The sequence below is a fragment of the Selenomonas sp. oral taxon 149 str. 67H29BP genome, assembly GCF_000146365.1.
GTDB lineage: Bacteria > Bacillota > Negativicutes > Selenomonadales > Selenomonadaceae > Centipeda > Centipeda felix.
On sequence record NZ_GL397087.1, the window covers coordinates 11,449 to 36,556 of the forward strand.

Genomic DNA, 25,108 nt, shown 5'->3' on the forward strand with positions numbered 1-25,108 from the left:
GAGGAGTGAGTTGTGTGCTGTATCCGCTGAATGTCGATCTGAGCGGACGTCCTCTTATCCTTGTCGGCGGCGGCAGGGTGGCGGAGCGTAAAGCATGCAGCATTCTCTCTGCGGGGACGGAGGCATCCATCTGTGTTATCGCACCAAAAGTCACTTCTGTGCTGCAAGAACATGCCGCGGCAGGCAGGCTGTGCTGGAAACAGACATGCTATGCGGACGGGATGCTCGAAGGTGCGTTTCTCATCTACGCGGCGACGGATCTGCGCGAGGTCAATGCGGCCGTGGCTGCAGAGGCAAAACGCAGAGGAATTCCTGTCAATGTCATTGATGATCCTGCGGCATCTACTTTTCAGGTACCTGCCTCGATACGCCGCGGCGAACTGATGCTGTCCGTCTCGACCGCAGGCGGCAGTCCGGCGCTCTCGCGTGCGATACGGATGGAACTGGAGGAGATGTATCCGCCCGCCTTCGGAATGTGGCTGGAGCGTGTCTCCTCTCTGAGGGGGGAACTTCAAGAGAGTATCTCGTCGATCAGTGCACGCACGCGCTTTTGGCATACGGCACTGCGCCCCGATATTTTGACCATGGTTCGTCATGGTGCGATGGAGAAAGCAGAGGTTGAACTACGGAATGCGGCTCTTGACTTTGGGGCTCAATCATCGGACTGCACCGATTGATGTACGTGAGCGGGTTTCGTTCTCGCGCGAGGAACTGCGCACGGGGCTCCAGAACCTAGGCGACTACGACGGAGTGAGCGGGCTTGTAGTTCTGTCTACCTGCAACCGAACGGAGCTTTACGTTGCTGTGGAGGATCTCGCGGAGGGGGAGCGCTCCGTGCGGCAGTTCCTGTGCGATCTGGCGCAGGGCGGCGATGATCTGGATGCATATCTCTATACGTACACTGACGATGCGGCGATTGAGCATCTCTTCCGCGTGGCGTCGAGTCTCGACTCGCTTGTACTCGGTGAGGGGCAGATTCTCTCACAGGTGAAGGGGGCGTATGCGTTGGCACGAGAGGCAGGCGTGACCGGGACGATCCTCAATTTGCTCTTTCACCGTGCTATTGCTACGGGAAAACGCGTACGGACGGAAACGCGCATCGCTTACCGTTCTGTGTCAGTAAGCTATGCTGCTGTCGAGCTTGCTGCTGCGTCTCTGGGAGGGCTTGGCGGCTGCGGAGCATTGATCTTCGGTGCAGGGAAGATGGCGGAATTGACGGCAGAACATCTGCGTGCGCATGGGATTGAGACGATCTATGTTGCCAACCGTCATATTGAGCGCGCGCGGGGGCTTGCCGAGCGGATCGGCGGAGAGGCCATTCCGTTTGATCGTGCCATGGACTATGCGACAAATGTTGATGTTGTCGTTACATCGACTGGGGCACCGCATTATGTAATCAAGGCGTGGGAGGCGCGCCGCCTCATGACGCGTCGTCAGGGACGCAAAATCTTCTTTATCGATATTGCCGTTCCGCGTGATGTTGACCCCGATGTTGCGGGGATCAAGGGAATTGAGCTCTATAATATTGACGCACTCGAGGCAGTGGTGGATGAGCACCTGGGAGAACGGCAGGCGGAGGCGGTCAAGGCACAGAAAATTGTGGAGGAGGAAGTTGCCGCCCTTCAGGAACGCTTCAAGTATCTTTCCTTTCAGCCGCTTATGGCACTGCTCTCAGGACGATGTGAGCGCATTCGCGCGCGTGAGATCAAGCGTGTGAGCGCGAAGCTGCCCGATCTCTCGGAAGAGGAAGGCCGTCAGGTTGAGCACATGAGCCGCATGATTGTGCGAAAGATACTGCGCATCCCGATGATGAAGCTGCGGTCATCTGCGGGAACCAAGGATGAGGCATTTTACATCGAAGCAATGCGTTCTCTTTTTAAGTTAGATGCGATGGGAGAGACAGGAACCAGTGAACAGCGGCACAATCACTATCGGTACACGAGCGAGCAAGTTGGCTCTGTGGCAGGCGAACTATGTGGCGGAGGCCATTAAAAAGGAGCATCCGTCCTGCTGCGTGGAGCTGCGTGAGCTGACGACGAAGGGAGATCGCATCCTGGATGCACCGCTCGCTAAAATCGGTGGCAAGGGGCTCTTTACGAAGGAACTTGAGCAGGCGATGCTGGATGATGCGGTCGATCTTGCCGTGCATAGTCTGAAGGATATGCCGACGGAGATTCCCGACGGACTGGTCATCGGTGCGATTACAACACGGCTCGACCCCGGTGATGCCTTTGTCAGTGCACACTACGCTGCAGTGGAGGATCTTCCTGTCGGGGCACGCGTGGGTACGTCGAGTCTGCGCCGCCGCGCACAGCTTCTCGCCGTGCGTCCCGATTTAACGATCTGTGATCTGCGCGGAAATGTCAATACGCGTCTTGCCAAGCTCGACGCAGGGGAGTTCGATGCGATTGTGCTTGCAGCGGCAGGACTAAAGCGACTCGGTTTTGAACGTCGTATCCGCACCATTTTGCCGCGCTCTGTGATGCTTCCTGCGGTTGGGCAGGGAGCTCTTGCCATTGAATGCCGTGCTGGGGATGCCGCAATTCTTTCCGCCATTGAGTTTCTGCGTGATGCAGGTATGACGACGGCGGCACAGGCAGAGCGCGCTTTCCTGCGTCGTGTTGAGGGCGGCTGTCAGATCCCTGTCGGGGTTTATGCTGAGGTCGATGCTAACGGTCAGATTTCCATTGATGCTATGATTGCTTCGGTCGATGGACAGCGTATCTGCCGTTCTGATGCACACGGAGCAGGCGAGCAGGCTGAGGCTCTGGGAACTGCTCTTGCCGAGGAGCTCCTCGATGCCGGCGGACGTGAGATTTTGAAAGAGATTGGAATTACAGCATGAAGAACGGAATGGTGTTTCTTGTTGGCGCGGGTCCCGGAGATCCGCGCCTTTTGACCGTGGGGGCGATGCAGTGCCTGAAACGGGCGGATGTTGTTGTCTATGACCATCTTGCCGATGAGAGTATTCTCTCCTATGTGCCTGAGGCAGCAGAGCGGATCTATGTCGGCAAGCAGTCCTGCCATCATACAATGCGGCAGGAGGAGATCAATGTCCTGCTCGCAGACAAGGCGGAGGAGGGAAAGACGGTCGTTCGTCTGAAGGGCGGAGATCCGTTCGTCTTTGGCCGCGGTGGGGAAGAGGCTCTTGTTTTGCTGGAACGTGGAGTTTCTTTTGAGATTCTGCCCGGTGTCACCTCTGCGATCAGCGTGCCGGCCTATGCCGGTATTCCTGTGACACATCGAGGTATGGCAGTTTCCTTTGCCGTGGTCACGGGACACGAGGATCCGACGAAACCCGAGTCTCACATCCGCTGGCAGCATCTCGCGACAGGTGTGGATACACTGATCTTTCTGATGGGCGTGGCAAATCTGCCTGAGATCACGAAGAATTTGATCGAGAATGGGCGTCCTGCAGATACCCCGGCAGCACTTATCCGATGGGGGACGCGTGCCGATCAGGAGACGTACGTGACGACGGTCGGTGAGGCGGCTGAGATGGTACGTTGTGATGGGATACGCCCGCCCGCGATTTTTATTGTGGGAGATGTGGTGCGCCTGCGAGATCGTCTGCGCTGGTTCGACCGCAGAGAGTTCCGCCCTCTTTTTGGGAAGCGCATTCTTGTCACACGCGCGCGTGCCCAAGCATCGGCATTGACGGAGAAACTGACGGCACTTGGTGCATCCTGCGTCGAGGCACCGGTGATTCGCATTGTTCCGCCGTCCGATTCGTATGCTGGACTGGATTCTGCCATCGGAAAATTGCAGGACTATCACTGGGTGATCTTTACCAGTGTCAACGGCGTGGAGCATTTCTTTGCACGGCTTCATCACGCAGGAAAGGATGCACGAGCACTCGGCTATGCTAAAATTGCTGTCATCGGTACGGCGACACGGGATCGTCTGCGCACCTACGGGATCGAGGCAGATCTTGTGCCGCAGGAGTTCCGCGCAGAGGCAGTCGTGGATGCGCTCCGTCCGATTCTGCCGCCGCGTGCCCATATCCTCCTGCCGCGCGCACAGGAGGCACGCGACGTTCTTCCTGAGTCCTTGAGTGCACATGGGGCGACTGTGGATGTTGCCGCAGCCTATGAGACGGTACCCGAGACAGAACATGGGGAAGAGCTCGCTACCAAGATGATGGACGGTGCGTTTGACTACGTTACCTTTACCAGTTCCTCCACCGTCAAGAACCTCGTGCGCATGCTCGGCAATATTACGCCGCTGCAGCATACGAAGATTGCCTGCATTGGACCGGTAACAGCGGAGACCGTAAAGAGTTATGCGCTGGTGCCTGCCATGACTGCCATGACCTATACGATTGATGGACTGGTAGACTGTATAAGGGAGAGTGTAGAATGAGTATGATCCAGCGTCCGCGCCGTCTGCGCATCTCGTCCGGGATGCGCGATCTTGTGCGTGAGACAGAACTGTCGGTGCGCGATTTTGTCTATCCGATCTTTGTTATTCCCGGAGAGAAGATCAAAGAAGAGATCCCGAGTATGCCGGGGTGTTTCCACTACTCTGTAGATCAGGTCGCAGCGCTCGCACATGAGATCGCAGCGCGTGGAATTCGCGCCGTCGAGGTGTTCGGCCTTCCTGCTTATAAGGATGAGGATGGCAGCTCTGCATGGGATATGGAGAGCCCTGTCCAGCGCGCGATCGCTGCGATCAAGGATGCTGTTCCTGACCTGCTGGTCGTCGGTGATGTGTGCCTTTGCCAGTATACGACACATGGACACTGTGGGCATCTCACGGGACACTATGTCGATAATGACAGGACACTCGCACTCCTGCAGAAGGTTGCCGTAAGTCAGGCGAAGGCGGGGGCAGACATCGTTGCACCATCCGATATGATGGATGGACGCATCGCCGCCATTCGTGAGGCACTTGACGAAAATAAATTTGAGAACACCTCCATCATGAGCTACGCAGTAAAGTATGCCTCGGGATACTATGGCCCTTTTCGCGATGCGGCGGACAGCACGCCCGCTTTCGGCGACCGCAGGCAGTATCAGATGGACCCGGCGAATGTCCGTGAAGCACTGAAAGAGACTGCACTGGATGTGGAAGAGGGTGCTGACATCATTATGGTAAAGCCGGCTCTTGCCTATCTCGATGTGGTACGTCGTGTCTATGAGGTGACTGATCGCCCCATTGCCGTCTATAATGTCAGCGGCGAGTACGCCATGGTCAAGGCGGCGGCAGCAAACGGCTGGATTGATGAGCAGCGGATTGTTCTGGAGACACTGACGGGCATGAAGCGCGCCGGTGCAAAGATCATCATCACTTATCATGCCTTGGATGCTGCTGACTGGATGAACGGATAAGGAGAGAGCTATATGCGCCATACCGAAAAATCAAAGGCTGCCTTTGATGAGGCAAAACAGTATATGCCCGGCGGGGTCAACAGTCCCGTCCGTTCGTTTGCCAATGTGGGAGGCAATCCGCTCTTTATTGCACGTGCGGAGGGGGCGTATATCTACGATATTGACGGGAATTCCTACATCGACTACGTGGGATCATGGGGACCGATGATCGTCGGACACGCACACCCACAGGTGGTGAAGGCTCTGCAGGAAGCTGTGGCGCGTGGGACGAGCTACGGTGCACCGACGCTCATGGAGACGGAGCTGGCTAAGCTCGTTCAGTCGGTCTATCCAACCATTGAATCCATCCGCATGGTCAACTCGGGAACCGAGGCGACGATGAGTGCACTGCGTCTGGCACGCGGCTATACCGGACGGGATAAAATCGTCAAGTTCATCGGATGCTACCACGGGCATAACGACAGCCTCCTCGTCAGCGCAGGCTCAGGCATGGCGACCTTCGGCGTCCCAAGTTCTCCCGGTGTGACGAAGGGGACAGCGGCGGACACGATTGCTGTTCCGTACAACGATGAGGACGCCGTCCGCGATGTGATGGAGCGCGAGGGCGATCATATTGCCGCCGTCATCGTTGAGCCGGTTGCGGGAAATATGGGGCTGGTGCTGCCGCGTCAGGGCTATCTCTCTCTGCTGCGTGAGCTGACCGAGCAGCACGGCACGCTTCTCCTCTTTGATGAGGTGATGTGCGGCTTCCGTGCGTCCTTGGGCGGTGCACAGGCTGCCTATGGCATTCGCCCCGATCTCACCTGTCTCGGCAAGATCATCGGCGGAGGCCTGCCCGTTGCGGCATACGGTGGACGCCGTGAGATCATGGAGCAGATTTCGCCCTCGGGTCCCGTCTATCAGGCGGGCACACTCTCGGGCAATCCGCTTGCCATGACGGCGGGCATTGAGACGCTGAAGCTCATCACGGCAGACCCCGAAGAAGGCAAAGCGGATTACAGCCGTGAACTGACCATCAAGACGAAGAATCTCCTGCTTGGCTGGCAGCGTACGGCGAAGGAGGCAGGCGTGCCGATATGCGCGCATCAGGCTGGCTCGATGTTCGGCATCTTCTTTATTGATCGTGATGTCTATAACTATGAGGATGCCGCTGCCGCTGATCAGGATGCCTTCCGCATCTGGTTCGAGACGATGCTCGACGAGGGTGTGTATCTTGCCCCGTCCCAGTTTGAAACGGTATTCATGTCGGGAGCGCATACAGACAAAGACATTGAGCATACGATTGCCGCATCGGAGAAGGCGTTTGCCGCAGTCAAAAAAGCACGAAAATAATTTTCCTCAAAGACCTCATGCGACTGTATCGTGTGAGGTCTTTTTGTGGTTTGAAACATCTGTCCGTGTGAGTGAAGTCCATTGATAGTGGAGGCAGTTCATGATATAATTCAATCGATATTATTCTCATAATTAGCAGTTGAGGCGGTGTTTCTCATTAGTGAGATGAATGTTGCGGAAGGGAAGAATAGCAAAGGAGAATCCTTTCTCAAGGGTACTTTCGTTCTGACCATCGCAGGTTTTGTGGTTAAGGTGATCGGGTCGCTGAACTGGATCTTCGTCTCCCGTATTCTGGGCGGCGAAGGTATTGGTCTCTACCAGATGGCGTTCCCCATTTATTTTTTTGCCATGACAGTTTCGCAGGCTGGTGTCCCGGTAGCGATTTCGATTATTACGGCGGAACGCGTCGCACTCAAGGATATCTACGGAGCGAAGCGTGTGTTTCGCATCTCTATGATGCTCATGGTGCTGACAGGACTGCTCTTTTCGATTTTGACCTATTTGGCGGCAGACTGGCTGATCGAGTGGCAGCTGATTCGTGATGCGCGTGCCTACAAGGCTGTGGTGGTGCTTGCCCCGACGGTCTTTTTCGTGACCCTGCTCGCCAGTTCACGCGGGTATTTGCAGGGATGGCAGCGCATGACGCCGACGGCGGTGTCGCAGATCGTAGAGCAGATTTTCCGCGTGGTGACCATGATTGTCCTTGCGAGTCTTCTCATGCCATGGGGGCTGGACTACGCAGCTGCCGGCGCGTCACTCGGGGCTTTCGCAGGAGCGGTGACGGGGCTCATTGTTCTCGTCTACTTCCATATCAAACTGGAGCGGGATATTGCTCGTGATTACGGGACGGAGCTGAAACCGCTGCCGAATGTTCCTTACGAGACGCGGTTTTCGATCATTCATCGTATTTTTAAGCTGGCACTTCCAGTCTCGGCGGCGAGCATTATGCTGCCCGTGGTCTCGAATCTAGATCTGATGATTGTTCCGCAGCGTCTTGAGGCAGCAGGCTATAGCATCAGTGAGGCGACGGAGCTTTTCGGTTATCTGAACGGCATGGCCGTCCCGCTCGTCAATCTGGCGACGATCCTGACTGCATCCATGGCGATGAGTATTGTGCCTGCCATCTCGGAGTCACGCGTGCTTGGCGATCAGGCGCGCGTCTACGATCAGACAGCAGCGTCCGTGCGCATTTCAAATTTCGTCTGTTTTCCCGCCTTTGTCATTGTGTTTATTTTGGCGACGCCAATTTCTTCGCTGATCTACAATGCACCGGGCGCGGGGCCTGCGGTCATGATCTCGGCGGTGAGCATCATCCTGCTCGGTCTGCATCAAGTCTCAACGGGAATTTTGCAGGGACTTGGTCATCCGACCATCCCCATGGTGAACATGGTGCTCGCAGCGGCGGCAAAGATTTTTCTAAACTGGCATCTGACGGCGATCCCATGGCTCGGCATCATGGGCGCTGCATGGGCAACGGCGGCAGATATGGGTGTCGCGGCGATCATCAATCTTTACTTTATCTACCGTTTTATTGGCTATCGTATCGAGCTCCTCCAGCTCATCAAGACGATATGTTCTGCCGGGATTATGGCATGTGCTGTCCACTTTTTCTACGCATGGACACTGGCATGGTGGGGGATTGCTGCGATTTCTACCTTCGGTGCGGTGTTCTTCGGCTGCTTTGTCTATGTGGCAGCGATGATCCTGCTGCGCGGCCTGATCGAGGAGGATCTGCATCGTCTGCCGATGGTCGGCGCGGTCGGCATCCGATTTTTACAGCGGATTGGAGTGTATAAGTCATGAAGAAAATGGCATTGATCTACAATCCGGTCTCGGGACATGCTCTCTTCAAGGGGAAGCTGGATATGCTGATTGAGCTTTTTCAGCGTCACGACATCATGCTTTGCCCCTATCGCACGCGTGGGAATGGGCAGGATCAGCTCAGCCAGTTCCTCTGTGAGATTGCCCCTGCTGGCGTACTGGCGGCAGGCGGTGATGGAACGGTGCACGCAGTAGTGAATGCACTGCAGGATGCAAAGATCGACCTACCACTCGGTATCTTAGGCAGCGGAACATCAAATGATTTTGCTACGCACCTTGGGATCGGCGGAGATTGGGAGTCCTATGTGGAGCGCATCGCGGCGGATGAGTCGCGGCGCGTCGATCTGGGAGTTCTGGAAGGGCAGGGGCGTTATTTTGTTAACGTCCTCAGTGCCGGTGTTCTGACGGGGATCGCCCATGAGGTGAAGTCGGCCTACAAGAATGCGCTTGGCAGAATCGCCTACTATCTGAAGGGAATCGGAGAGCTTCCGCGCCTGCATTCATTTCCGGTGCGCATTACGGCGGATGGTGAGCACTATGAGGAAGAGATTTTTCTGTTCGTCATCGCCAACAGCCCTGTGGTGGCCGGGATGAAGCAGATCGGCAGCGGTATTGCGATCAATGACGGGATGCTCGATCTCCTTGCCGTAAAAAAAACAGGCCTGCCGCAGTTTATGTCTGTGGCGGCAGACCTGTTTGCCGGAAAACCGGTATCGGAGCGGGACAACATCCTACACATACGTGCGCGGACGTTTGAGCTTGCAACGGGTGCGCAGCTCTTTAGCGATGTGGACGGGGAATGCGGACCGCGTCTTCCACTGTGTGTGAAGACCGTCCCACTCGCACTCTCCGTGTATTGCTGATCCTCTTCCTATTATTCGTTGTTTCCTAAATAGTAGGCGACAAATTGCTGCGCCGTGCGTCCACTGCGCCCACTGTGCGTCATCTCCCAACGAAGTCCCGCGATGCGCAGCTCCTCGGGTGTCAAGTGGATGCCTTTTTGTGTGAGCATGTGGTCGATGATTGCCAGGTATTCCTCTTGATCCGGCGTATGGTACTGGATGATGAGACCGAATCGATCCGATAGAGAAATCGTTTCGTTAATGCTGTCGTCACGATGGACCTCATCCTGCTCGCGCTCACGCCATGTCTCACGGATGAGGTGACGGCGATTGGACGTCGCATAGATGCGTACATTGGAGGGGCAGGATGATACACTGCCCTCGATTGCGGACTTGACCGCCTTGAACTCGGCATCCGAGTCCTCAAAGGACAGATCATCCAGGAAAATGATAAATTTTCGCCCCGCATAACGGCGCAGTTCGTTCATGATCGTGCTAAGTTCACGCAGCTGTTCCTTGGTGACCTGTACAAGACGCAGACCGTTCTCTTCGTATTCGCTGACCAGAGCTTTGACGGCGGAGGATTTTCCTGTCCCGCGTGTCCCAACGAGGAGTACGTGGTTGGACGGCTTGCCGAGGACGAAGGCGCGCGTGTTGCGGATAAGCTGCTCCTTCTGGTGCTGATAGCCGATGATATCCTTCATACGGGGGCACTCAAAGTGGTCGATGCCGCAGATCTGGTGTGCTGCGCTGTCCCAACGGAATACGGAATAGGACGCCATATCTCCATAGCCGTATCGTGCGTAGAACGTTAATAGTGCCTCGGCGTAGTCCTCCGTCGTCTTTGCCGCATCGAGCAGCGGGAGAAGAAAATCCTCTGTCTTATCGTAGATGTTTTTCGTGGGCTCGTAGTTGTCCAGCAGCTCAGCCTTTAGAAATGCACTGGTAGGAAGTGCGAAGATTGGATGCAGCAGGGCGATATCCTGATAGAAGATATGGCGCAGGCTGTTTCCGGGCGGCAGCCCCGTGCGTTCCATTGTTTCCGAGACGATATTCGGTGTGTGCGTAATGATGTGGAGGAGGTAGCGCGGCAGCAGATTTCCGCGCAGACCGAGATTCTCTGCAGCGGCGATCAGTGCTGCACAGCATTCACTGCGCTCCTCTACGCCCTCCTCTCCGTACATCATGGTGTCCTCCAGTGCGGCGAGGACAGGATCCATGCGCAAATTATGCAGGGTGAGCAAGCTGGAAAGATTGACCTGTGGTTCCATAGAACATATTCCTTTCTGTATTTCATTCATGATTTTGTCTTGAAGATCGGCGAGGAGAGAAAATCTGTGCCGCATGTGCCGCCATGTGGCTGTGGCAGTGTCAACGTACGTAGCTCTGTGGCACGTGTATCGAAGGCGAGCATTTGCTGCAGCAGAGACAGCTTCGCTGGGGAGCGCGCACGCGCATCACTCGTCAACGTTTCTGCGGTACGTACAATAATTGGGAGAGGACATTCTTTTTTAATGTGCCGCAGCAGCGTTCTGCCTCTTCCATTAAATGCCAAGGGGCGGATGTAGAGACAGCCGGCGCGGTCAAAGTCCTCTGCCTGTATTTTTTGCAGCCGCAGCAGGAGGTGGATGATAAGACGCCCGATGCGACTCTTTGGATAGCGCTTGGCGGAGGTATGCGTCAGCAGATCTTCGTAGGTTTCTGCCATACGCAGTGCACTCATCAGACGGTTTTCGATCCCCTCAGAGACCCCGCAGATGCTGCGGAGTTCTGTGTCCGTCATGGTGAGGATCTCATAGCGCAGGAGACGCAGCAGTTCTCTGTGGCAGGGAAGGGCGTTCGGATGGGCGCGGCGCAGATCGTCAAGCACGCAGGGCATGACTCCCTCTGCGATGTGCTCCCATGGGGGTATATCCTGCTCCAGTGCTGCGCGAATGGAGGACGCACTGGTGATGCCGCTGCGCAGCCATGGCTCTCCGTGCTTCGCTGTTTTGCGCGGCAAGGAAAGCGGCGTGATGTCTGCACCCTTGGCGTGGAGTGCGCGCAGGTACTCCACGCCAAGGATGTTGTTCGGCGCACGCAGGATGCTTTCTTTGATGCCAAGCTGCTCCGCCAGGGCTGAGGACAGTGCCTCCGCATAGGACAGGCCCATGGAGAGACTTTTCGCAATCATGTGCTGTGTCTTGCCTGTATCGATCTCCCGGGCAGCTCTTTCGAGCGGGGGGATGGCCGCTGCCTCTGTGCCGAAGGCAAGGTGGCTGACGACGCCAAGCTGCATGAGGAGGGAGACGCCGCCGCGCGCAAAGTCCTGTGCACTGCGGCAGGCAAAGACGAAGGGGAGCTCGAGTACGAGGTCTGCACCTCCGTCGACGGCGTGCCGTGCCCGTGCCCACTTGTCGAGAACGGCGGGCGTTCCGCGCTGCGTTATGCTGCCGCTCATGACGATGACGATGCCATCCATGGAGGGGAATCTTCGGCGCAGTTCACCGAGCTGCCAGGCGTGTCCGTGATGAAATGGATTGTATTCGGCGATTACCCCGATGACGTCCATAGTTCACCTCCCCTTTTTTCTTTTTAATTTTATCAAAAAAGAATACGTTTGTGTAGTCCTTCGTTCACAAATACAATATCTTGTATTTTCGGAATGCGAATGCTATACTAAATTCACATTTGATTGAATTTCATAGTGGAGCAAAGGATGGAGAAACAACGTGTTGTCGTCGCGATGAGTGGAGGTGTGGACAGCTCGGTCACGGCGGCACTTCTTCAGGAGCAGGGATATGAAGTCGTCGGTGTGACGATGCGTCTCTCGGAGGAGGCGCGCGACGCCGACCTCGATGGGCGCAGCTGTTGCTCTCTCTCGAGTGTGGACGATGCGCGCCGTGTCGCAGATATCTTGGGGATTCCACACTATGTGATGGACTTCACCGATCCATTTCAGCGGCTGGTGATTGACTATTTTACGCAGGAGTACGCGCGTGGGCGCACGCCGAATCCGTGTATTGCGTGCAACCGCTATATTAAGTTTGAAGGGCTGCTGGAGAAAACACGGGCGCTTGGTGCACAGTATATTGCCACAGGGCATTATGCTCGGATCACGCATACGGAAGATGGAACCTACCATCTGCGAAAGGGCATTGATGCGGCGAAGGATCAGTCCTACGTGCTCTATCATCTGACACAGGAGATGATGGATCATGTTCTCTTTCCGCTCGGGGATTATCGCAAGGACGAGATTCGGCGTATGGCGGAGGACTATGGGCTTCCCGTTGCCCACAAGGCGGAGAGTCAAGAGATCTGCTTTGTCCCACGTGACGACTATAAGTCCTACCTGCGTACGCACGCACCGCAGACGATGCAGACGGGGGCGATCACGGATCGTACGGGACATGTCCTCGGCACACATGAAGGCATTGCCTTTTATACCATTGGGCAGCGCAGGGGGCTCGGGATTGCGGCAGAGCATCCGCTCTACGTGACGGCGTTGGATGCGTCTGAAAACCGTGTGATTGTCGGTGCATCTGATGAGATCTTTGCACACGCACTGACGGCGTCCGATCTGAGTTGGACACTGTCGCGGCCACCACACAAACCTCGTCGTGTGCGGGCAAAAATACGCTATGGAAAACGCGAGGCAGATGCGTGGATGGAGCCACAGGGCGATGGTACTGTGGCGGTACATTTTTCCGAGCCACAGCGTGCTGTGACACCGGGGCAGTCCATTGTATTCTATGAGGGCGATGCCGTACTGGGCGGCGGCAGCATCGACCATGTGATACCATGAGCCGCTATGATGGAGAGAGGGAACAACGATGATGGGCCATGCCATGAAAATAAAGGCCGCATGTGCCGCACTGCTCTGTGTGCTGCTGGTGCTTGCAGGGCTCTTTTGGTATTTTCGCGTCTATACGAAGACGCCGGAGTATGCGCTTCGCTCAATTGAGCGCGCCTTTGAGACGCGGGATGAGACGCTTTTTTTGCGTTATGTGCGTCTGGATGATGTCCTTGACATGGGCTATGATGACTTCATGGCCGGGACGATGGATACGGAGTTCGGTGGAGCACATGATACGTCTGCGGCTCTGGCGGATTTTTCAAAGATGCTCAAGCCGGCGTTTATCAAAATGCTGAATGATGCGGTTCATACGTATCTGACGGAGGGCGATTGGCCGCCGGCGGATGCTGCAAAGGACGGTTCGGACGCAGAGAATATCCTGTCCCGTATCGGCCTGCGTGACCTCTCGTTCCGTGAGACGACAAATCTGACGGTGGATCAGGCAGCACGTACGGCGGTGGTCGATGTCGTTGCGCATCAGGACGAAGCAGATGCGGATTTCACGTTTCAGGTTTGCCTTGCTCCTTCGGATGATGGGGATTGGCAGGTCGTATCAATACGGAATCTGTATGATTATGCAGCCTTCTTGGGCAATGCGCGCCGCCTGCGGGTTCAGCAGTATCTTGAGGAGACGGATGCCATTATTCGGCGGCATGATCAGAGCGTCAGTGCGGCACAGATGCGTCTCTATCGTGTGCTCGGCGCAGGCGCACTGGGGAATCAGACAACACGGGACATGGCACGCCAGATCATGGAGCAGGATGTCCTCGCGGACTGGCAGGAACGGCGCGAAGAGCTGAGTGCTGTTTCCGTTCCCCGTACGATGCAGAGTCTCCAGCAGCTGCGTATCAAGATCTGCGATCTCCATATCGCCTACGCGGAGGGATATGCAGCGTGGATGACGGATAAGAACGCAGCGACGATCCGCTCTGCCGAGACGAATCTGCGGCAGGCAGATGTGCTCGAGGGAGAGGCAACCTTCCTGGCACAACGCGCACGGCGTCTGTTTTTCGATGCGGAAGAGTGAGGAGAGATAGGATGCTCGATTCGAGCAATGATACCGTGGCGATCCTCTACGACATAGAGAATGCGCCGATTGAAATGCTTCAGTATACCATTGATATTGCACAGCGTTACCAGCCATGCCGCATGATCGTCGTCTCGGATTGGGAGGCACATCCCGATCAGAAGCGTTGGGATCGGCTCATGGAGTCCCCGGACTTTACCTTTCGACAGATCAGCCGTACCTTTCTGGGAAAAAATTCCCTGGATTCTGCCCTCTATGACTCGGCGCAGATCCTCTATCAAGAGGGGGTGCGCAAGTACTTTATCATAACAACGGATTCTGACTTCGTACGTATTGCTGAGTCGCTGAACGCTGAGGATCCATCGTACATTATCGGCATTGGAACAAAGCAGGCAAGTGAGGACTTGCGCAACGCATACAACGAGTTCTTCGTATACCCGCCGCCGATGGAGAAAGAGCAGAAGGCAGCACGGAAAAAGAAGGAGAAGAAAACGGAGGAAAACGTGGCAAAGAAGAAAGCAGCAGAAGAAAAGACGACGAAGAATAATGCAAAAGTAAACGCAGAAACAGCGGGGAAGGCACGCGAGCAGAAAAAACGCACGACAGCTGCGGCGAAGAAGAAAGACGCGGCAGAACACACGGCAGAGGCACCAACACAAAAGGCACCTGCACCCAAGGAGACAAAGAAGACGACATCCAAGGCAAAAGCGGCGCCTGCGGCAAAGCAAGCAACGCCGAAGAATGAGGCGGGCAACGCTGTCATGAATGGATTTCTCACTGTTCGTCTGCCCAAGAGCCTGCGTGCGTCCCTCGACCGCAAGGTGCTTGAAGAGGAAGTCTCTCTGGACGAACTTGTGACGTATCTCCTCATGCGCGGTCTCTCAGCAAAATGATGGAGGGCTTGCCATGGCGAACAGCAAGGAGCGTGTTCTGCTCTATCAGTTTCCCGCAGATCAGGCGGAGTTGATTACGGGTGCACTGCGTCCGATGGGAGTGGGCGTTCAGATCCTTTCGCCGGATGCATGGCGTGAGAAGGTCGGCTATCTCCTTGGCCGCAAAGGTTTTTTGAAGCAAACGGCGCAGGAGGGGGATGTGTTCTCATTTCCGTATCGTGTGATGCTGCTGGATGGGGTGAAGGGGAAGCGCCTGACACAGGTTCTCCATGCCGTGGAGGATGCGGGCGTTCCACATATCACCTACAAATCATCCATTACGCCGTACAATACGCTGTGGACACTGCGCTATCTGTGTGAGCACATGGCGAAGGAACACGGCGGCAGAGTGCCTATAGAAGGGAATATAGAATGAGGAAAATTCTTGCCTGCCTATTTTGTCTGACGTTGTTCCTTGTGGGAGGCTGTGGGGCTCCTGTGCAGGAGAAAAGTGAGCCGCTCCCGAAGCTGACCATCGGGCTGATGCCCGATACGGACTCTATTCCGTTCATTATTGCAGCGGAACGCGGCTACTTTGCCGAGGAAGGCGTTGAGGTAGAGTTGCAGCCGTTCAAGAGTGCAATGGATCGTGATGCGGCACTGCAAAGCGGAAATCTCGATGGAGCGGTGTCTGACCTTCTGGCTGTGATTTTCGCCCGTTCCGGCGGATTTGATGTCCGTGCTGTTTCCTATACGGACGGCAATTACAATCTCGTTGCATCCGATGGTGCGGGGATTGCCTCCCCTGCTGATCTGCGCGGCAAGGAGATCGCCGTTTCCAAGAACACGATCATCGAGTATGTGACGGATGAGATTCTCGCCGCCAACGGAATGCGTGAAGAGGATGTCGCAAAGGTTGTCATTCCGCAGATTCCGGTACGTCTTGAGATGCTCCGCAGCGGAAATCTCGGAGCGGCAGTTCTGCCTGAGCCGATGGTGAGCGTCGCGGCGGCATCGGGCAGTCACTATGTGATCGGCTCGGGTGATCTCGGTATCAATCCGGGGGTAATCGTCTTTTCCAAATCCGCCCTTCAGGATAAGGAGAAATCCATTCGGGCGATGTATCGCGCCTACAATAAAGCAGTCGACGATCTGAACCATACGCCGCAGTCCGAGTATCTGGACCTCGTCGTGGAGCGGAGTGGATTCCCGCCTGCGGCGAAGGATGTTCTCGTGCTGCCGTCCTATCGTCATGCGGGAAGTCCAGCAGAGTCGGATGTGACGGAGGCTGTGCGCTGGGTGACGAGTAAGGGAAATGCGGCCGCCTACGGCTATGATGATCTGGTCTCTCGCCTCCTTTCGGAGGAGAAGTAATGCCCTATCTCTCCCAGACGAATGCGCCCATAGAGGAGGCACTTGTACGGATGAAGCGGGCACGCCTCGTTCCGTTCGATGTGCCGGGGCACAAACGTGGCCGCGGAAATCCGGAGTTGGCGGCATTCCTCGGAGCTGCCTGTCTTGATGTCGATGTAAACTCGATGAAGATGCTCGACAATCTCTGCCATCCCGTCTCTGTGATTCGCGATGCAGAGCATCTGGCAGCAGAAGCCTTCCGTGCCGCCCATGCTTTTTTCATGGTCAGCGGGACGACGGGTTCGGTGCAGGCAATGATCCTATCGACGGTAGGACGCGGTGATAAGATCATCATGCCGCGCAATGTCCATCGCAGTGCCATCAATGCACTGATTCTCTGCGGCGCTGTGCCGATCTATGTCAATCCCGGCATTGAGGATACGCTTGGGATTGCGCTCGGAATGCGCACGGACGATGTTGCAGCAGCAATGGAGCGCCATCCGGACGCCAAGGCGGTATTTGTCAACAATCCGACCTATTACGGAATATGCTCGGATCTGCGTGCCATTACGGAGAAAGCGCATGCCCGCGGGATGAAGGTATTGGTCGATGAGGCGCACGGTACGCACCTCTATTTCAGTGATCGGCTTCCAACAGCGGCGATGGATGCGGGCGCGGATATGGCCGCGATCAGCATGCACAAGTCCGGCGGTTCGCTGACGCAGAGCTCCATTCTTCTCTGTGCGGATACGATGCCGCTCGGATATGTCCATCAGATCATCAATATCACACAGACAACGAGTGCCTCGTATCTGCTCCTCGCGAGTCTTGATATCAGCCGCCGCAATTTGGCACTGCGCGGCCGTGAAGTGATCGACCGCATCATCGGACTTGTCGCCTATGCCCGTGATGAGATCAACGCCATCGGAGACTACTATGCCTATGGGCGTGAGCTGATCGACGGTGATGCCGTGTATGACTTCGATACGACGAAGCTGTCCATCTTTACATGTGCAACAGGGCTCGCCGGCATTGAGGTCTATGACATCCTGCGCGATGATTATGACATCCAGACCGAGTTCGGGGATATCGCAAACTTGCTTGCCTATGTTTCCGTTGGCGACCGTCCGAAGGATATTGAGCGGCTTGTCGCGGCACTGGCGGAGATCCGTCGGAACTATCGCAAGGATCCCTCCAAGACGCTCAAGATGGAGTATATCGACCCCGTGGTCGTTTGCGGTCCGCAGGATGCGTTCTACGCGGAGAAGGAGTCCCTGCCCATCCAAGAGACCAAGGGACGTATCTGTGCCGAGTTTGTCATGTGCTATCCTCCCGGTATCCCGATCCTTGCACCGGGGGAGGAGATCACGGACGAGATTCTGACCTACATCCGCTATGCGAAGAAAAAGGGCTGTCAGATCACAGGGCCGGAGGATATGAGTATACAACGTCTCAATGTAATGACGGAGAGATAGACCATGGAATTTTGGTATACGGAAGAACATACACCGAACGTGCGGTTCTCCATCCGTGTAGATCGTCAGCTCTACAGCGGGCAGAGCGAGTTCCAGCGCATTGACGTATTCGAGTCGCCCGAGTTCGGGCGATTTTTGACGCTTGACGGCTATATGATGCTCACAGAGAAGGATGAGTTCATCTATCATGAGATGATCACCCATGTACCGATGTGTGTGCATCCGGAGGCAGAGAACATCCTCGTGATCGGCGGCGGGGACGGAGGGACGGTACGGGAGCTGCTGCGCTACCCGTCGGTGCGGCATATCGATCTCGTGGAGATCGATGCGATGGTGATCGATGTCTGCCGTGAATATCTGCCGTCGACGGCGGCAGGACTGGATGATCCGCGGGTGAGCATCCACTGTGAAGACGGGCTGCGCTTTGTGCGCCGACCGGTCGATGTCTACGATCTCATTATCGTGGACTCGACGGATCCGTTCGGACCAGGAGAGGGACTGTTCACCAAAGAGTTTTATGGCAACTGCTTCAAGGCGCTCAAAGCTGACGGCATCATGATCAACCAGCATGAAAGCCCCTTTTATGAGCAGGACGCCTATGCCATGCAGCGGATGCACAAGCGCATTGTTCATTCGTTCCCATACAGCCGCGTCTATCAGGTGCATATTCCGACGTATCCGTCGGGGCATTGGCTGTTTGGCTTCTCATCCAAGAACCGCCGCCCCGTGGAGGGCGTCGATTTTGCACGATGGAAGGCACTCGGCATTCGGACGCGCTACTACAATACGCAGCTTCATGCAGCAGCATTTGCTCTGCCGAACTATGTGGAGGAGATACTCGAAGATGTGGAACCGCAACGTTGAAACATTTCTCGGCTGCGATAACACCTATGAGGAGAGCCATATCGTCCTCGTTGGTGCGCCGTTTGACTCGACGACCTCCTATCGTCCTGGTACGCGGTTTGCTGCCCGTACAATGCGGGCGGAGTCATACGGACTGGAGACGTACAGCCCGTATCAGGAACTCGATCTCGAGGATGCACGCGTCTTTGACGGGGGGAATTTGGAGCTGCCCTTTGGCGATACCGAACGAGCACTGGCGATGATCAGGGAGCGCGCAGAGGCGATCCTGCACAGCGGAAAGCTGCCCTTTCTGATCGGCGGGGAGCATCTGGTTAGCCTCCCCGCAATCGAAGCTGCGGCGAAGCGATATCCCGATCTCTCCGTCATTCACTTCGATGCACATACTGATCTGCGCGAAGAATATCTCGGCAACAAACTCTCCCATGCGACCGTTATCCGCCGTGCGTGGAATCTGCTCGGCGATGGGCGCATCCATCAGTTTGGGATACGCAGCGGCGAATGTGCGGAATGGCAGTGGGCACGGGCAGGGCATACGGATCTCCATCCATTTACCTTTGCAGGGCTCTCGGATGTGATTGCCGGCCTCCACGGACGTCCTGTCTATCTGACGATTGACCTCGACGTCCTCGATCCCTCCGTCTTCCCCGGTACGGGAACGCCGGAGGCAGGCGGTGTCACGTTCATCGAACTGATGAAGGCGGCACTCTCCGTTGTGCGTGGATGCAGGGTTGTCGCATGCGACATGGTGGAGCTCTCGCCGCCGCTTGACGCCAGCGGTACATCGACGGCAACGGCACTCAAGCTCCTGCGGGAGATTCTGCTCGCACTTTCAGCAGATTTTATCCGTCCGCCGCAGGTGTAGTGATTTCCGTTTGATACCGATGAAGTGATTTGTTATAATAGCGAGGAAACTGCGACTAAGGGAATCGCTGATAAAACGAGGTGTGCCGGATGGTCGTACCGCATTTATCAGTGCTTCCCGAAGCATGGAAAGATGGTGGAGTCTATGAAGGTAACGGAACAGGATCTCAGGGTAACCGCGCATCTCTCGCGTCTTTCGATTCCGACCGAGGAAAAGGAAGAGGCACTGGCGTCTCTGGGAGACTTTCTCTCATACGTGGATAATCTCTCGCATGTTGATACGGAAGATGTGGAGCCGACGACGTATGCACTGCCCATCGAGAATGTCTTTCGCGCAGACGAGGTGCGCTCGTCCCTTTCCAACGAGGCGGCGCTTTCGAATGCACCGCTGCAGGAGGACGGGTATTTCAAAGTGCCGAAGGTACTCGAAGGGTAAGGAGGGGCTGTTTTGAGTCTATATGAAAAACCGGCGCATGTCCTGCACGATATGCTCGCGCGCAGCGAGATCAGCGCCCGTGAACTGACCGAGGATGTGCTTTCGCGCATGGATGCCGTAGAGGGCGATGTCGGCGCATACCTTCTGGAAACACGCGAGGGTGCGCTTGCTCAGGCAGATGCCGTGGATGCAAAACGTGCCGCAGGAGAGAAGATTCCGTTCCTCGCAGGGATTCCGGGTGCTGTTAAGGATAATATCTGTACCATCGGTGTACGCACGACAGCCGCGTCCAAGATCTTGGAGCACTTTGTTCCGCCCTATGATGCGACGGTCATGACGAAGCTGCACGCAGAGGACGCCGTCATTCTCGGAAAGACGAATCTCGATGAGTTTGCCATGGGCGGCTCGACGGAAAACTCCGCCTTCCAGCCGACGCACAACCCTTGGGATACGGCACGTGTTCCCGGCGGGTCGTCGGGCGGCAGTGCCGCTGCCGTGGCATCGGGAACGGCAATTTGGGCACTCGGCAGTGATACAGGCGGGTCGATTCGTCAGCCCGCATCGTTCTGCGGTATTGTCGGACTGAAGCCGACCTATGGGCGCGTGTCTCGCTACGGTCTGATGGCGTATGCGTCATCACTCGATCAGATCGGACCGCTCACGCGCGATGTCACGGATGCAGCCCATCTCCTGAACGTAATTGCAGGGCATGATCCGATGGACTCGACGGCCAGCCGCGCCAATGTTCCCGACTATACACAGGCACTCCGTGCAGATGTCAAGGGGCTGAAGATCGGACTTCCGAAGGAATATTTTATCGACGGAATGAATCAGGAGGTTGAGGCATCCGTCCGCAAGGCGATTGCGGATATGGAGGCGATGGGGGCAGAGGTTCGCGAAATCTCCCTGCCGCATACGGACTATGCCGTCTCCACCTACTATCTGATTGCACCTGCAGAGGCTGCGACAAATCTGGAACGCTATGACGGGGTCAGCTATGGCGCACGGGTGGACGGAGAGGATCTCGTCGATATGATGACGCGGACGCGCACGGAGAAATTCGGCGCGGAGGTAAAACGGCGCATCCTCATCGGCAACTATGCACTCTCCGCCGGATATTACGATGCGTACTACCTCAAGGCACTGAAGGTACGGACACTCATTCAGCAGGACTTTACGCGAGCCTTTGAGCAGGTGGATGTCGTCATGACACCGACAGCACCGACACCGGCGTATCGCATCGGTGAAATGACGAGCCCCCTACAGATGTATCTGCAGGATATTTCGACCGTTCCACTGAATCTCGCGGGGCTCCCCGGGATCTCCGTCCCTTGCGGCTTCACTGCGGCGGGTCTTCCGATCGGACTTCAGATCATCGGTCGTCCGCTGGCGGAGGAGACGATCCTGCGTGCGGCGTTTGCCTATGAGCAGGGGCATGATTTCCATACGAAAATGGCGCCGATTGGAGGAAGGGCATGAAATACGAAACCGTCATCGGCCTTGAGATTCACTGCGAGCTCAAGACAAAGACCAAGATCTTCTGCGGCTGTGCTACGGGGTTCGGAGCCCCGCAGAACACACATGTCTGTCCCGTCTGCCTCGGTCTGCCCGGCGTTCTCCCTGTCGTCAACCGTGAGGTCGTCCATTTCGCCATCAAGGCGGGGCTGGCGACGAACTGCACGATTAACGGATACAGCAAGTTTGACCGCAAGAATTACTACTATCCGGATTTGCCGAAGAACTTCCAAACCTCGCAGTACGACCTGCCTATCGCCGAACATGGCTGGGTGGATATCGATACGGAAGAGGGGAAGAAGCGCATTCGCCTGACGCGCATCCACATGGAGGAGGATGCAGGAAAACTCGTTCACTCCGGCACGACGATTAAGGATTCCGCTTCGTCCAATGTGGACTACAACCGCACCGGCGTTCCCCTGCTTGAGATTGTCTCCGAGCCCGATATGTCCTCAGCCGAGGAAGCACGTGCCTACATGGAGAAGATCAAGTCGATCATGGAGTATATCGACGTCTCGAACTGCCGTATGGAGGAGGGAAATCTCCGCGCGGACATCAACGTCTCCCTGCGTCCTGTCGGCTCAGATCAACTCGGTACACGGACGGAGATGAAAAACATCAACTCCTTCAAAGCGTTGGAAGATGCGATCAACTATGAGATCGAGCGTCAGACGGAGGTGCTCGAGGACGGCGGACACATTGTGCAGGAGACACGCACGTGGGATCCCGAGCGTGGTATGACACTCTCCATGCGCAGCAAAGAGGAGGCGCATGACTATCGTTATATGCCGGAGCCCGATCTTCCGCCCATCGTGACGAGTGAAGAGGAAATTGAGGCGGTGCGGCGTGAGCTGCCGGAGCTGCCGGACGCCCGTCGCATGCGTCTGATGGACGAGGCAGGACTCTCCGCATACGATGCGGGCATCATCACGAGCTCGCGTGCGATGGCTGAGTACTATGATGCCATTGTTGCAACAGGAGCGGATGCAAAACTGGCGGCAAACTGGCTGATGGGCGATCTCTCCAAGAACCTGAACGCAGAAGGGAAAACGATCGAGGACTCTCCTGTCGATGCAAAGCGCCTCGGCGAGATGATTCTCCTCATCGCAAAGGGGACGATTTCTTCTAAGATCGGCAAAACCGTGTTCAAGGCAATGTGGACATCTCCTGATGCTCCCGAGAAGATCGTCAAGGACAAGGGGCTCATCCAGATTACGGACACCAAGGAGATCGAAGGCATCGTCGATCAAGTCATCGCTGCCAATGCAAAGGCGGTAGAGGACTACAAGGGCGGCAATAAAAAGGCGATCGGTGCCTTGGTCGGACAAGTGATGAAACAGTCCAAGGGCAAGGCAAACCCGCAGATGGTCAATGAACTTTTAGCAAAAAAACTTGGCTGAGAAAGCAAGCAGTCTTTTCCGCAGGGGAAAGGCTGTTTTTCTCAAAAGGAGAGACTGCCATGCAGTATAAGGCTGCGATTTTCGATTTGGACGGCACGTTGATCAATTCGCTTGAAGATTTGGCAGACAGTGCCAATGCTGTCCTGTCAGCATATCATTTTCCGACGTATGCAGCGGAGAAGTATCGATATTTTGTCGGAAATGGAACACAGAAACTAATTGAGCGGATTCTGCCGCCGCATCAGGCGGAGGACGCCGCATTTGTCCATCGTTTTATGGCAGAGTACAAAGAACGCTATGCTGAAAACCTCCTGCATAAGACCATTCCCTATGACGGTATTATGGAGATGCTGGAGGAGCTTTGCCGGCGCGGCATTCCACTGGCTGTCTGCACGAATAAACATCAAAGTGCGGCAGAACGCATCATTACGGCGCTGTTTCCTCCGCGTATGTTTCGGGAGATCATCGGTGATCGGGAGGGACTTCCGCGAAAACCGGATCCAACGAAAGTGCTGCACATCATGAAAGAGTTTGGCGTTACGGGGCAGGAAACAGCGTACTTCGGAGACAGCTCGGTCGACATGGACACCGCAAGCAATGCGGAAACGCTTGCGGTGGGCGTTCTCTGGGGATTCCGCACGGAACAGGAGCTCCGGGAACACGGCGCGGATGTGCTCCTAAATACCCCGATGGAAGTATTTGAAAAGGTGACGTTTCGAGAGTCATGAAAAAAACAAAAAAGGCGCAGACACGCGTGCAGACGGCTCCCGTACGTCGAGGGGAAGTCTATGAGATTTGCGTCGACCGGCTCGGAACGAGCGGCGAGGGCGTCGGGCGATATGAGAACTTTACCGTATTTGTCCCCAATGCACTTCCCGGCGAACGGGTCACGGTACGCATTGAGGAGGTAAAAACCTCCTATGCCCGTGGACGTTTGACGGAAATTCTTCAGCAGAGCAATGATCGCATCACACCTTTATGCAGCCTTTATGAGGAGTGCGGCGGCTGTCAGCTCCAGCATCTCTCCTATGCGGCACAACTGCGCGCGAAGCGTCAGCAGGTGATTGATGCACTGTCTCATATCGGCAAACTTCCTCATGTCTCGGTCAGGGAGACCCTTGCGGCACAGTCACCGTGGAACTATCGCAATAAAATGCAGTTTCCCGTCGGCCTCGCTAAGGGGAAAATCGTCGTTGGCTGTTTCGCGCAGGGAAGCCATACGATCATCGATACGGAGAACTGTCATATTCAGCGTGAGCCGAATAATGCGCTTGCCAATGCCGTACGCGCTATTGCCGCGCAGCTTCGCATTCCTGTCTACAATGAGGACACACACAAGGGCATCCTGCGTCACATCGTTGGGCGTGTCGGGCAGAATGGCGACCTTATGGCGGTGATCGTCACAGCGAGCAAACAGCTGCCGCGTGCAAAGGAATTTGTTCGACTGCTGCGAGAGCATTTGCCGAACCTCGTCAGCGTACATCAAAACATCCAGACCTATCGGAACAATGTCATCATGGGGCGTGACACAGTGCTCCTCTGGGGGAAGCCGACCATTCTCGATGGGCTCGGACGGCTGCATTTTCACATTTCACCGCGATCCTTTTTTCAGGTCAATACACAGCAGGCTGAACGCCTCTATGAACAGGCGCTTTCCTATGCGGATCTCCATGGGACAGAGACCGTCATTGATGCCTACTGCGGCACAGGGACAATCACCCTTTTTCTTGCCCAGAGAGCACGTAAGGTCTACGGCATCGAAATCGTGCAGCCTGCCATTCTCGATGCACGAAAGAATGCCCGCGATAACCATGTCAAAAATGCAGAGTTTATCGTCGGCGATGCGACAAAAGTCATGCCGGCACTCTACAAACAGGGGATTCGTCCGGATGTTGTTGTCGTGGACCCGCCGCGTGCGGGCTGCACGCCGACCGTCCTCCAAACCTTCGCCGATATGAAGCCGCAGCGCATCGTCTACGTCTCCTGCAACCCTGCCACACTCGCGCGCGACCTCGCCATACTGAAAGAATTTGGTTATCATGCGCAGGAAGTACAGCCGGTCGATCTGTTTCCACAAACTTCGCACGTGGAGACCATCACGAAATTGTCACGAGACATTCCAGCAGCCAAATGAATGGGATAGAC

Annotated in this window: 23 protein-coding genes; 21 read left to right on the top strand and 2 right to left on the bottom strand. The window is 55.8% G+C overall.

All coding sequences use genetic code 11. From position 1 onward, the window contains the following. The first annotated feature begins 14 nt into the window (after positions 1–14). The 8 genes from HMPREF9166_RS00090 to HMPREF9166_RS00125 all read left to right on the top strand — a co-directional run bounded on the left by HMPREF9166_RS00090 (position 15) and on the right by HMPREF9166_RS00125 (position 9,346). Positions 15–677, top strand: coding sequence for a bifunctional precorrin-2 dehydrogenase/sirohydrochlorin ferrochelatase (locus HMPREF9166_RS00090; RefSeq protein WP_009441985.1), 663 nt, complete (start codon positions 15–17; stop codon positions 675–677). Further along, entirely contained in the window at positions 631–1,992 is a 1,362-nt protein-coding gene (gene hemA, locus HMPREF9166_RS00095; RefSeq protein WP_039980704.1) for a glutamyl-tRNA reductase, read from the top strand. Before HMPREF9166_RS00090 ends, hemA begins: the two co-directional genes overlap by 47 nt. Next, the gene (gene hemC / locus HMPREF9166_RS00100) at positions 1,910–2,845 is read left to right on the top strand and encodes a hydroxymethylbilane synthase (RefSeq protein WP_009441987.1); all 936 of its coding nucleotides are present in this window, start codon (positions 1,910–1,912) and stop codon (positions 2,843–2,845) included. Before hemA ends, hemC begins: the two co-directional genes overlap by 83 nt. After that, positions 2,842–4,362, top strand: a complete 1,521-nt coding sequence (gene cobA / locus HMPREF9166_RS00105; protein ID WP_009441988.1) for a uroporphyrinogen-III C-methyltransferase — start codon at positions 2,842–2,844, stop codon at positions 4,360–4,362. The genes hemC and cobA overlap by 4 nt, the downstream gene beginning before the upstream one ends. Beyond that, positions 4,359–5,330, top strand: coding sequence for a porphobilinogen synthase (gene hemB, locus HMPREF9166_RS00110; protein WP_009441989.1), 972 nt, complete (start codon positions 4,359–4,361; stop codon positions 5,328–5,330). Before cobA ends, hemB begins: the two co-directional genes overlap by 4 nt. A gap of 12 nt (positions 5,331–5,342) precedes the next feature. Then, the gene (gene hemL / locus HMPREF9166_RS00115) at positions 5,343–6,662 is read left to right on the top strand and encodes a glutamate-1-semialdehyde 2,1-aminomutase (protein WP_009441990.1); all 1,320 of its coding nucleotides are present in this window, start codon (positions 5,343–5,345) and stop codon (positions 6,660–6,662) included. Between the two features lie 147 nt (positions 6,663–6,809). Then, positions 6,810–8,465, top strand: a complete 1,656-nt coding sequence (locus tag HMPREF9166_RS00120; RefSeq protein ID WP_039980707.1) for a polysaccharide biosynthesis protein — start codon at positions 6,810–6,812, stop codon at positions 8,463–8,465. Beyond that, positions 8,462–9,346 (top strand): diacylglycerol kinase family protein, encoded by an 885-nt coding sequence (locus tag HMPREF9166_RS00125; protein WP_009441992.1) that lies wholly within the window; start codon positions 8,462–8,464, stop codon positions 9,344–9,346. The genes HMPREF9166_RS00120 and HMPREF9166_RS00125 overlap by 4 nt, the downstream gene beginning before the upstream one ends. 11 nt (positions 9,347–9,357) lie before the next feature. On the opposite strand, the gene HMPREF9166_RS00130 is transcribed toward HMPREF9166_RS00125, so the two are convergent. After that, complete coding sequence (locus HMPREF9166_RS00130; RefSeq protein ID WP_175279217.1) at positions 9,358–10,596, bottom strand: ATP-binding protein; 1,239 nt, start codon at positions 10,594–10,596, stop codon at positions 9,358–9,360. A 26-nt stretch (positions 10,597–10,622) separates the two neighbouring features. Then, a complete protein-coding gene (locus HMPREF9166_RS00135; protein WP_009441994.1) occupies positions 10,623–11,876 on the bottom strand; it encodes a nucleotidyltransferase family protein in 1,254 nt (417 codons plus the stop codon). 147 nt (positions 11,877–12,023) lie between these two features. Here HMPREF9166_RS00135 and mnmA point away from each other — a divergent pair, with 147 nt between their 5' ends. The 13 genes from mnmA to rlmD all read left to right on the top strand — a co-directional run bounded on the left by mnmA (position 12,024) and on the right by rlmD (position 25,097). After that, a complete protein-coding gene (gene mnmA, locus HMPREF9166_RS00140; protein WP_009441995.1) occupies positions 12,024–13,109 on the top strand; it encodes a tRNA 2-thiouridine(34) synthase MnmA in 1,086 nt (361 codons plus the stop codon). A 28-nt stretch (positions 13,110–13,137) separates the two neighbouring features. Further along, positions 13,138–14,187, top strand: coding sequence for a hypothetical protein (locus HMPREF9166_RS00145; protein ID WP_009441996.1), 1,050 nt, complete (start codon positions 13,138–13,140; stop codon positions 14,185–14,187). Between the two features lie 11 nt (positions 14,188–14,198). Continuing rightward, positions 14,199–15,080 carry an NYN domain-containing protein gene (locus HMPREF9166_RS00150; RefSeq protein ID WP_009441997.1) on the top strand — a complete coding sequence of 294 codons (882 nt, stop codon included), beginning with the start codon at positions 14,199–14,201 and terminating at the stop codon, positions 15,078–15,080. A 13-nt stretch (positions 15,081–15,093) separates the two neighbouring features. Next, positions 15,094–15,495: a DUF3783 domain-containing protein gene (locus HMPREF9166_RS00155; RefSeq protein ID WP_009441998.1), complete on the top strand. Its 402-nt coding sequence runs from the start codon at positions 15,094–15,096 to the stop codon at positions 15,493–15,495. Further along, positions 15,492–16,433 (top strand): ABC transporter substrate-binding protein, encoded by a 942-nt coding sequence (locus tag HMPREF9166_RS00160; protein WP_009441999.1) that lies wholly within the window; start codon positions 15,492–15,494, stop codon positions 16,431–16,433. The genes HMPREF9166_RS00155 and HMPREF9166_RS00160 overlap by 4 nt, the downstream gene beginning before the upstream one ends. After that, a complete protein-coding gene (locus HMPREF9166_RS00165; protein WP_009442001.1) occupies positions 16,433–17,887 on the top strand; it encodes an aminotransferase class I/II-fold pyridoxal phosphate-dependent enzyme in 1,455 nt (484 codons plus the stop codon). The genes HMPREF9166_RS00160 and HMPREF9166_RS00165 overlap by 1 nt, the downstream gene beginning before the upstream one ends. Before the next feature lie 3 nt (positions 17,888–17,890). Then, entirely contained in the window at positions 17,891–18,751 is an 861-nt protein-coding gene (speE, locus tag HMPREF9166_RS00170; RefSeq protein ID WP_006689405.1) for a polyamine aminopropyltransferase, read from the top strand. Next, positions 18,732–19,613, top strand: a complete 882-nt coding sequence (speB, locus tag HMPREF9166_RS00175) for an agmatinase (RefSeq protein WP_009442002.1) — start codon at positions 18,732–18,734, stop codon at positions 19,611–19,613. Before speE ends, speB begins: the two co-directional genes overlap by 20 nt. A gap of 144 nt (positions 19,614–19,757) precedes the next feature. Further along, positions 19,758–20,048, top strand: coding sequence for an Asp-tRNA(Asn)/Glu-tRNA(Gln) amidotransferase subunit GatC (gene gatC, locus HMPREF9166_RS00180; protein WP_039980711.1), 291 nt, complete (start codon positions 19,758–19,760; stop codon positions 20,046–20,048). A 12-nt stretch (positions 20,049–20,060) separates the two neighbouring features. Continuing rightward, the gene (gatA, locus tag HMPREF9166_RS00185; protein ID WP_009442004.1) at positions 20,061–21,527 is read left to right on the top strand and encodes an Asp-tRNA(Asn)/Glu-tRNA(Gln) amidotransferase subunit GatA; all 1,467 of its coding nucleotides are present in this window, start codon (positions 20,061–20,063) and stop codon (positions 21,525–21,527) included. After that, positions 21,524–22,963, top strand: coding sequence for an Asp-tRNA(Asn)/Glu-tRNA(Gln) amidotransferase subunit GatB (gatB, locus tag HMPREF9166_RS00190; RefSeq protein WP_009442005.1), 1,440 nt, complete (start codon positions 21,524–21,526; stop codon positions 22,961–22,963). The genes gatA and gatB overlap by 4 nt, the downstream gene beginning before the upstream one ends. 59 nt (positions 22,964–23,022) lie before the next feature. After that, complete coding sequence (locus HMPREF9166_RS00195; protein ID WP_009442006.1) at positions 23,023–23,691, top strand: HAD family hydrolase; 669 nt, start codon at positions 23,023–23,025, stop codon at positions 23,689–23,691. Next, positions 23,688–25,097, top strand: a complete 1,410-nt coding sequence (rlmD, locus tag HMPREF9166_RS00200; protein ID WP_009442008.1) for a 23S rRNA (uracil(1939)-C(5))-methyltransferase RlmD — start codon at positions 23,688–23,690, stop codon at positions 25,095–25,097. The genes HMPREF9166_RS00195 and rlmD overlap by 4 nt, the downstream gene beginning before the upstream one ends. Positions 25,098–25,108 lie beyond the last annotated feature (11 nt).

Coding starts and splice junctions, on each gene's coding strand:
- hemA (WP_039980704.1), top strand. CDS start 631: ATGCGGCTCTTGACTTTGGGGCTCAATCATCGGACTGCACCGATTGAT.
- cobA (WP_009441988.1), top strand. CDS start 2,842: ATGAAGAACGGAATGGTGTTTCTTGTTGGCGCGGGTCCCGGAGATCCG.
- hemB (WP_009441989.1), top strand. CDS start 4,359: ATGAGTATGATCCAGCGTCCGCGCCGTCTGCGCATCTCGTCCGGGATG.
- hemL (WP_009441990.1), top strand. CDS start 5,343: ATGCGCCATACCGAAAAATCAAAGGCTGCCTTTGATGAGGCAAAACAG.
- HMPREF9166_RS00125 (WP_009441992.1), top strand. CDS start 8,462: ATGAAGAAAATGGCATTGATCTACAATCCGGTCTCGGGACATGCTCTC.
- HMPREF9166_RS00130 (WP_175279217.1), bottom strand. CDS start 10,596: ATGGAACCACAGGTCAATCTTTCCAGCTTGCTCACCCTGCATAATTTG.
- HMPREF9166_RS00135 (WP_009441994.1), bottom strand. CDS start 11,876: ATGGACGTCATCGGGGTAATCGCCGAATACAATCCATTTCATCACGGA.
- mnmA (WP_009441995.1), top strand. CDS start 12,024: ATGGAGAAACAACGTGTTGTCGTCGCGATGAGTGGAGGTGTGGACAGC.
- HMPREF9166_RS00145 (WP_009441996.1), top strand. CDS start 13,138: ATGATGGGCCATGCCATGAAAATAAAGGCCGCATGTGCCGCACTGCTC.
- HMPREF9166_RS00150 (WP_009441997.1), top strand. CDS start 14,199: ATGCTCGATTCGAGCAATGATACCGTGGCGATCCTCTACGACATAGAG.
- HMPREF9166_RS00155 (WP_009441998.1), top strand. CDS start 15,094: ATGGCGAACAGCAAGGAGCGTGTTCTGCTCTATCAGTTTCCCGCAGAT.
- HMPREF9166_RS00160 (WP_009441999.1), top strand. CDS start 15,492: ATGAGGAAAATTCTTGCCTGCCTATTTTGTCTGACGTTGTTCCTTGTG.
- HMPREF9166_RS00165 (WP_009442001.1), top strand. CDS start 16,433: ATGCCCTATCTCTCCCAGACGAATGCGCCCATAGAGGAGGCACTTGTA.
- speE (WP_006689405.1), top strand. CDS start 17,891: ATGGAATTTTGGTATACGGAAGAACATACACCGAACGTGCGGTTCTCC.
- speB (WP_009442002.1), top strand. CDS start 18,732: ATGTGGAACCGCAACGTTGAAACATTTCTCGGCTGCGATAACACCTAT.
- gatC (WP_039980711.1), top strand. CDS start 19,758: ATGAAGGTAACGGAACAGGATCTCAGGGTAACCGCGCATCTCTCGCGT.
- gatB (WP_009442005.1), top strand. CDS start 21,524: ATGAAATACGAAACCGTCATCGGCCTTGAGATTCACTGCGAGCTCAAG.
- HMPREF9166_RS00195 (WP_009442006.1), top strand. CDS start 23,023: ATGCAGTATAAGGCTGCGATTTTCGATTTGGACGGCACGTTGATCAAT.
- rlmD (WP_009442008.1), top strand. CDS start 23,688: ATGAAAAAAACAAAAAAGGCGCAGACACGCGTGCAGACGGCTCCCGTA.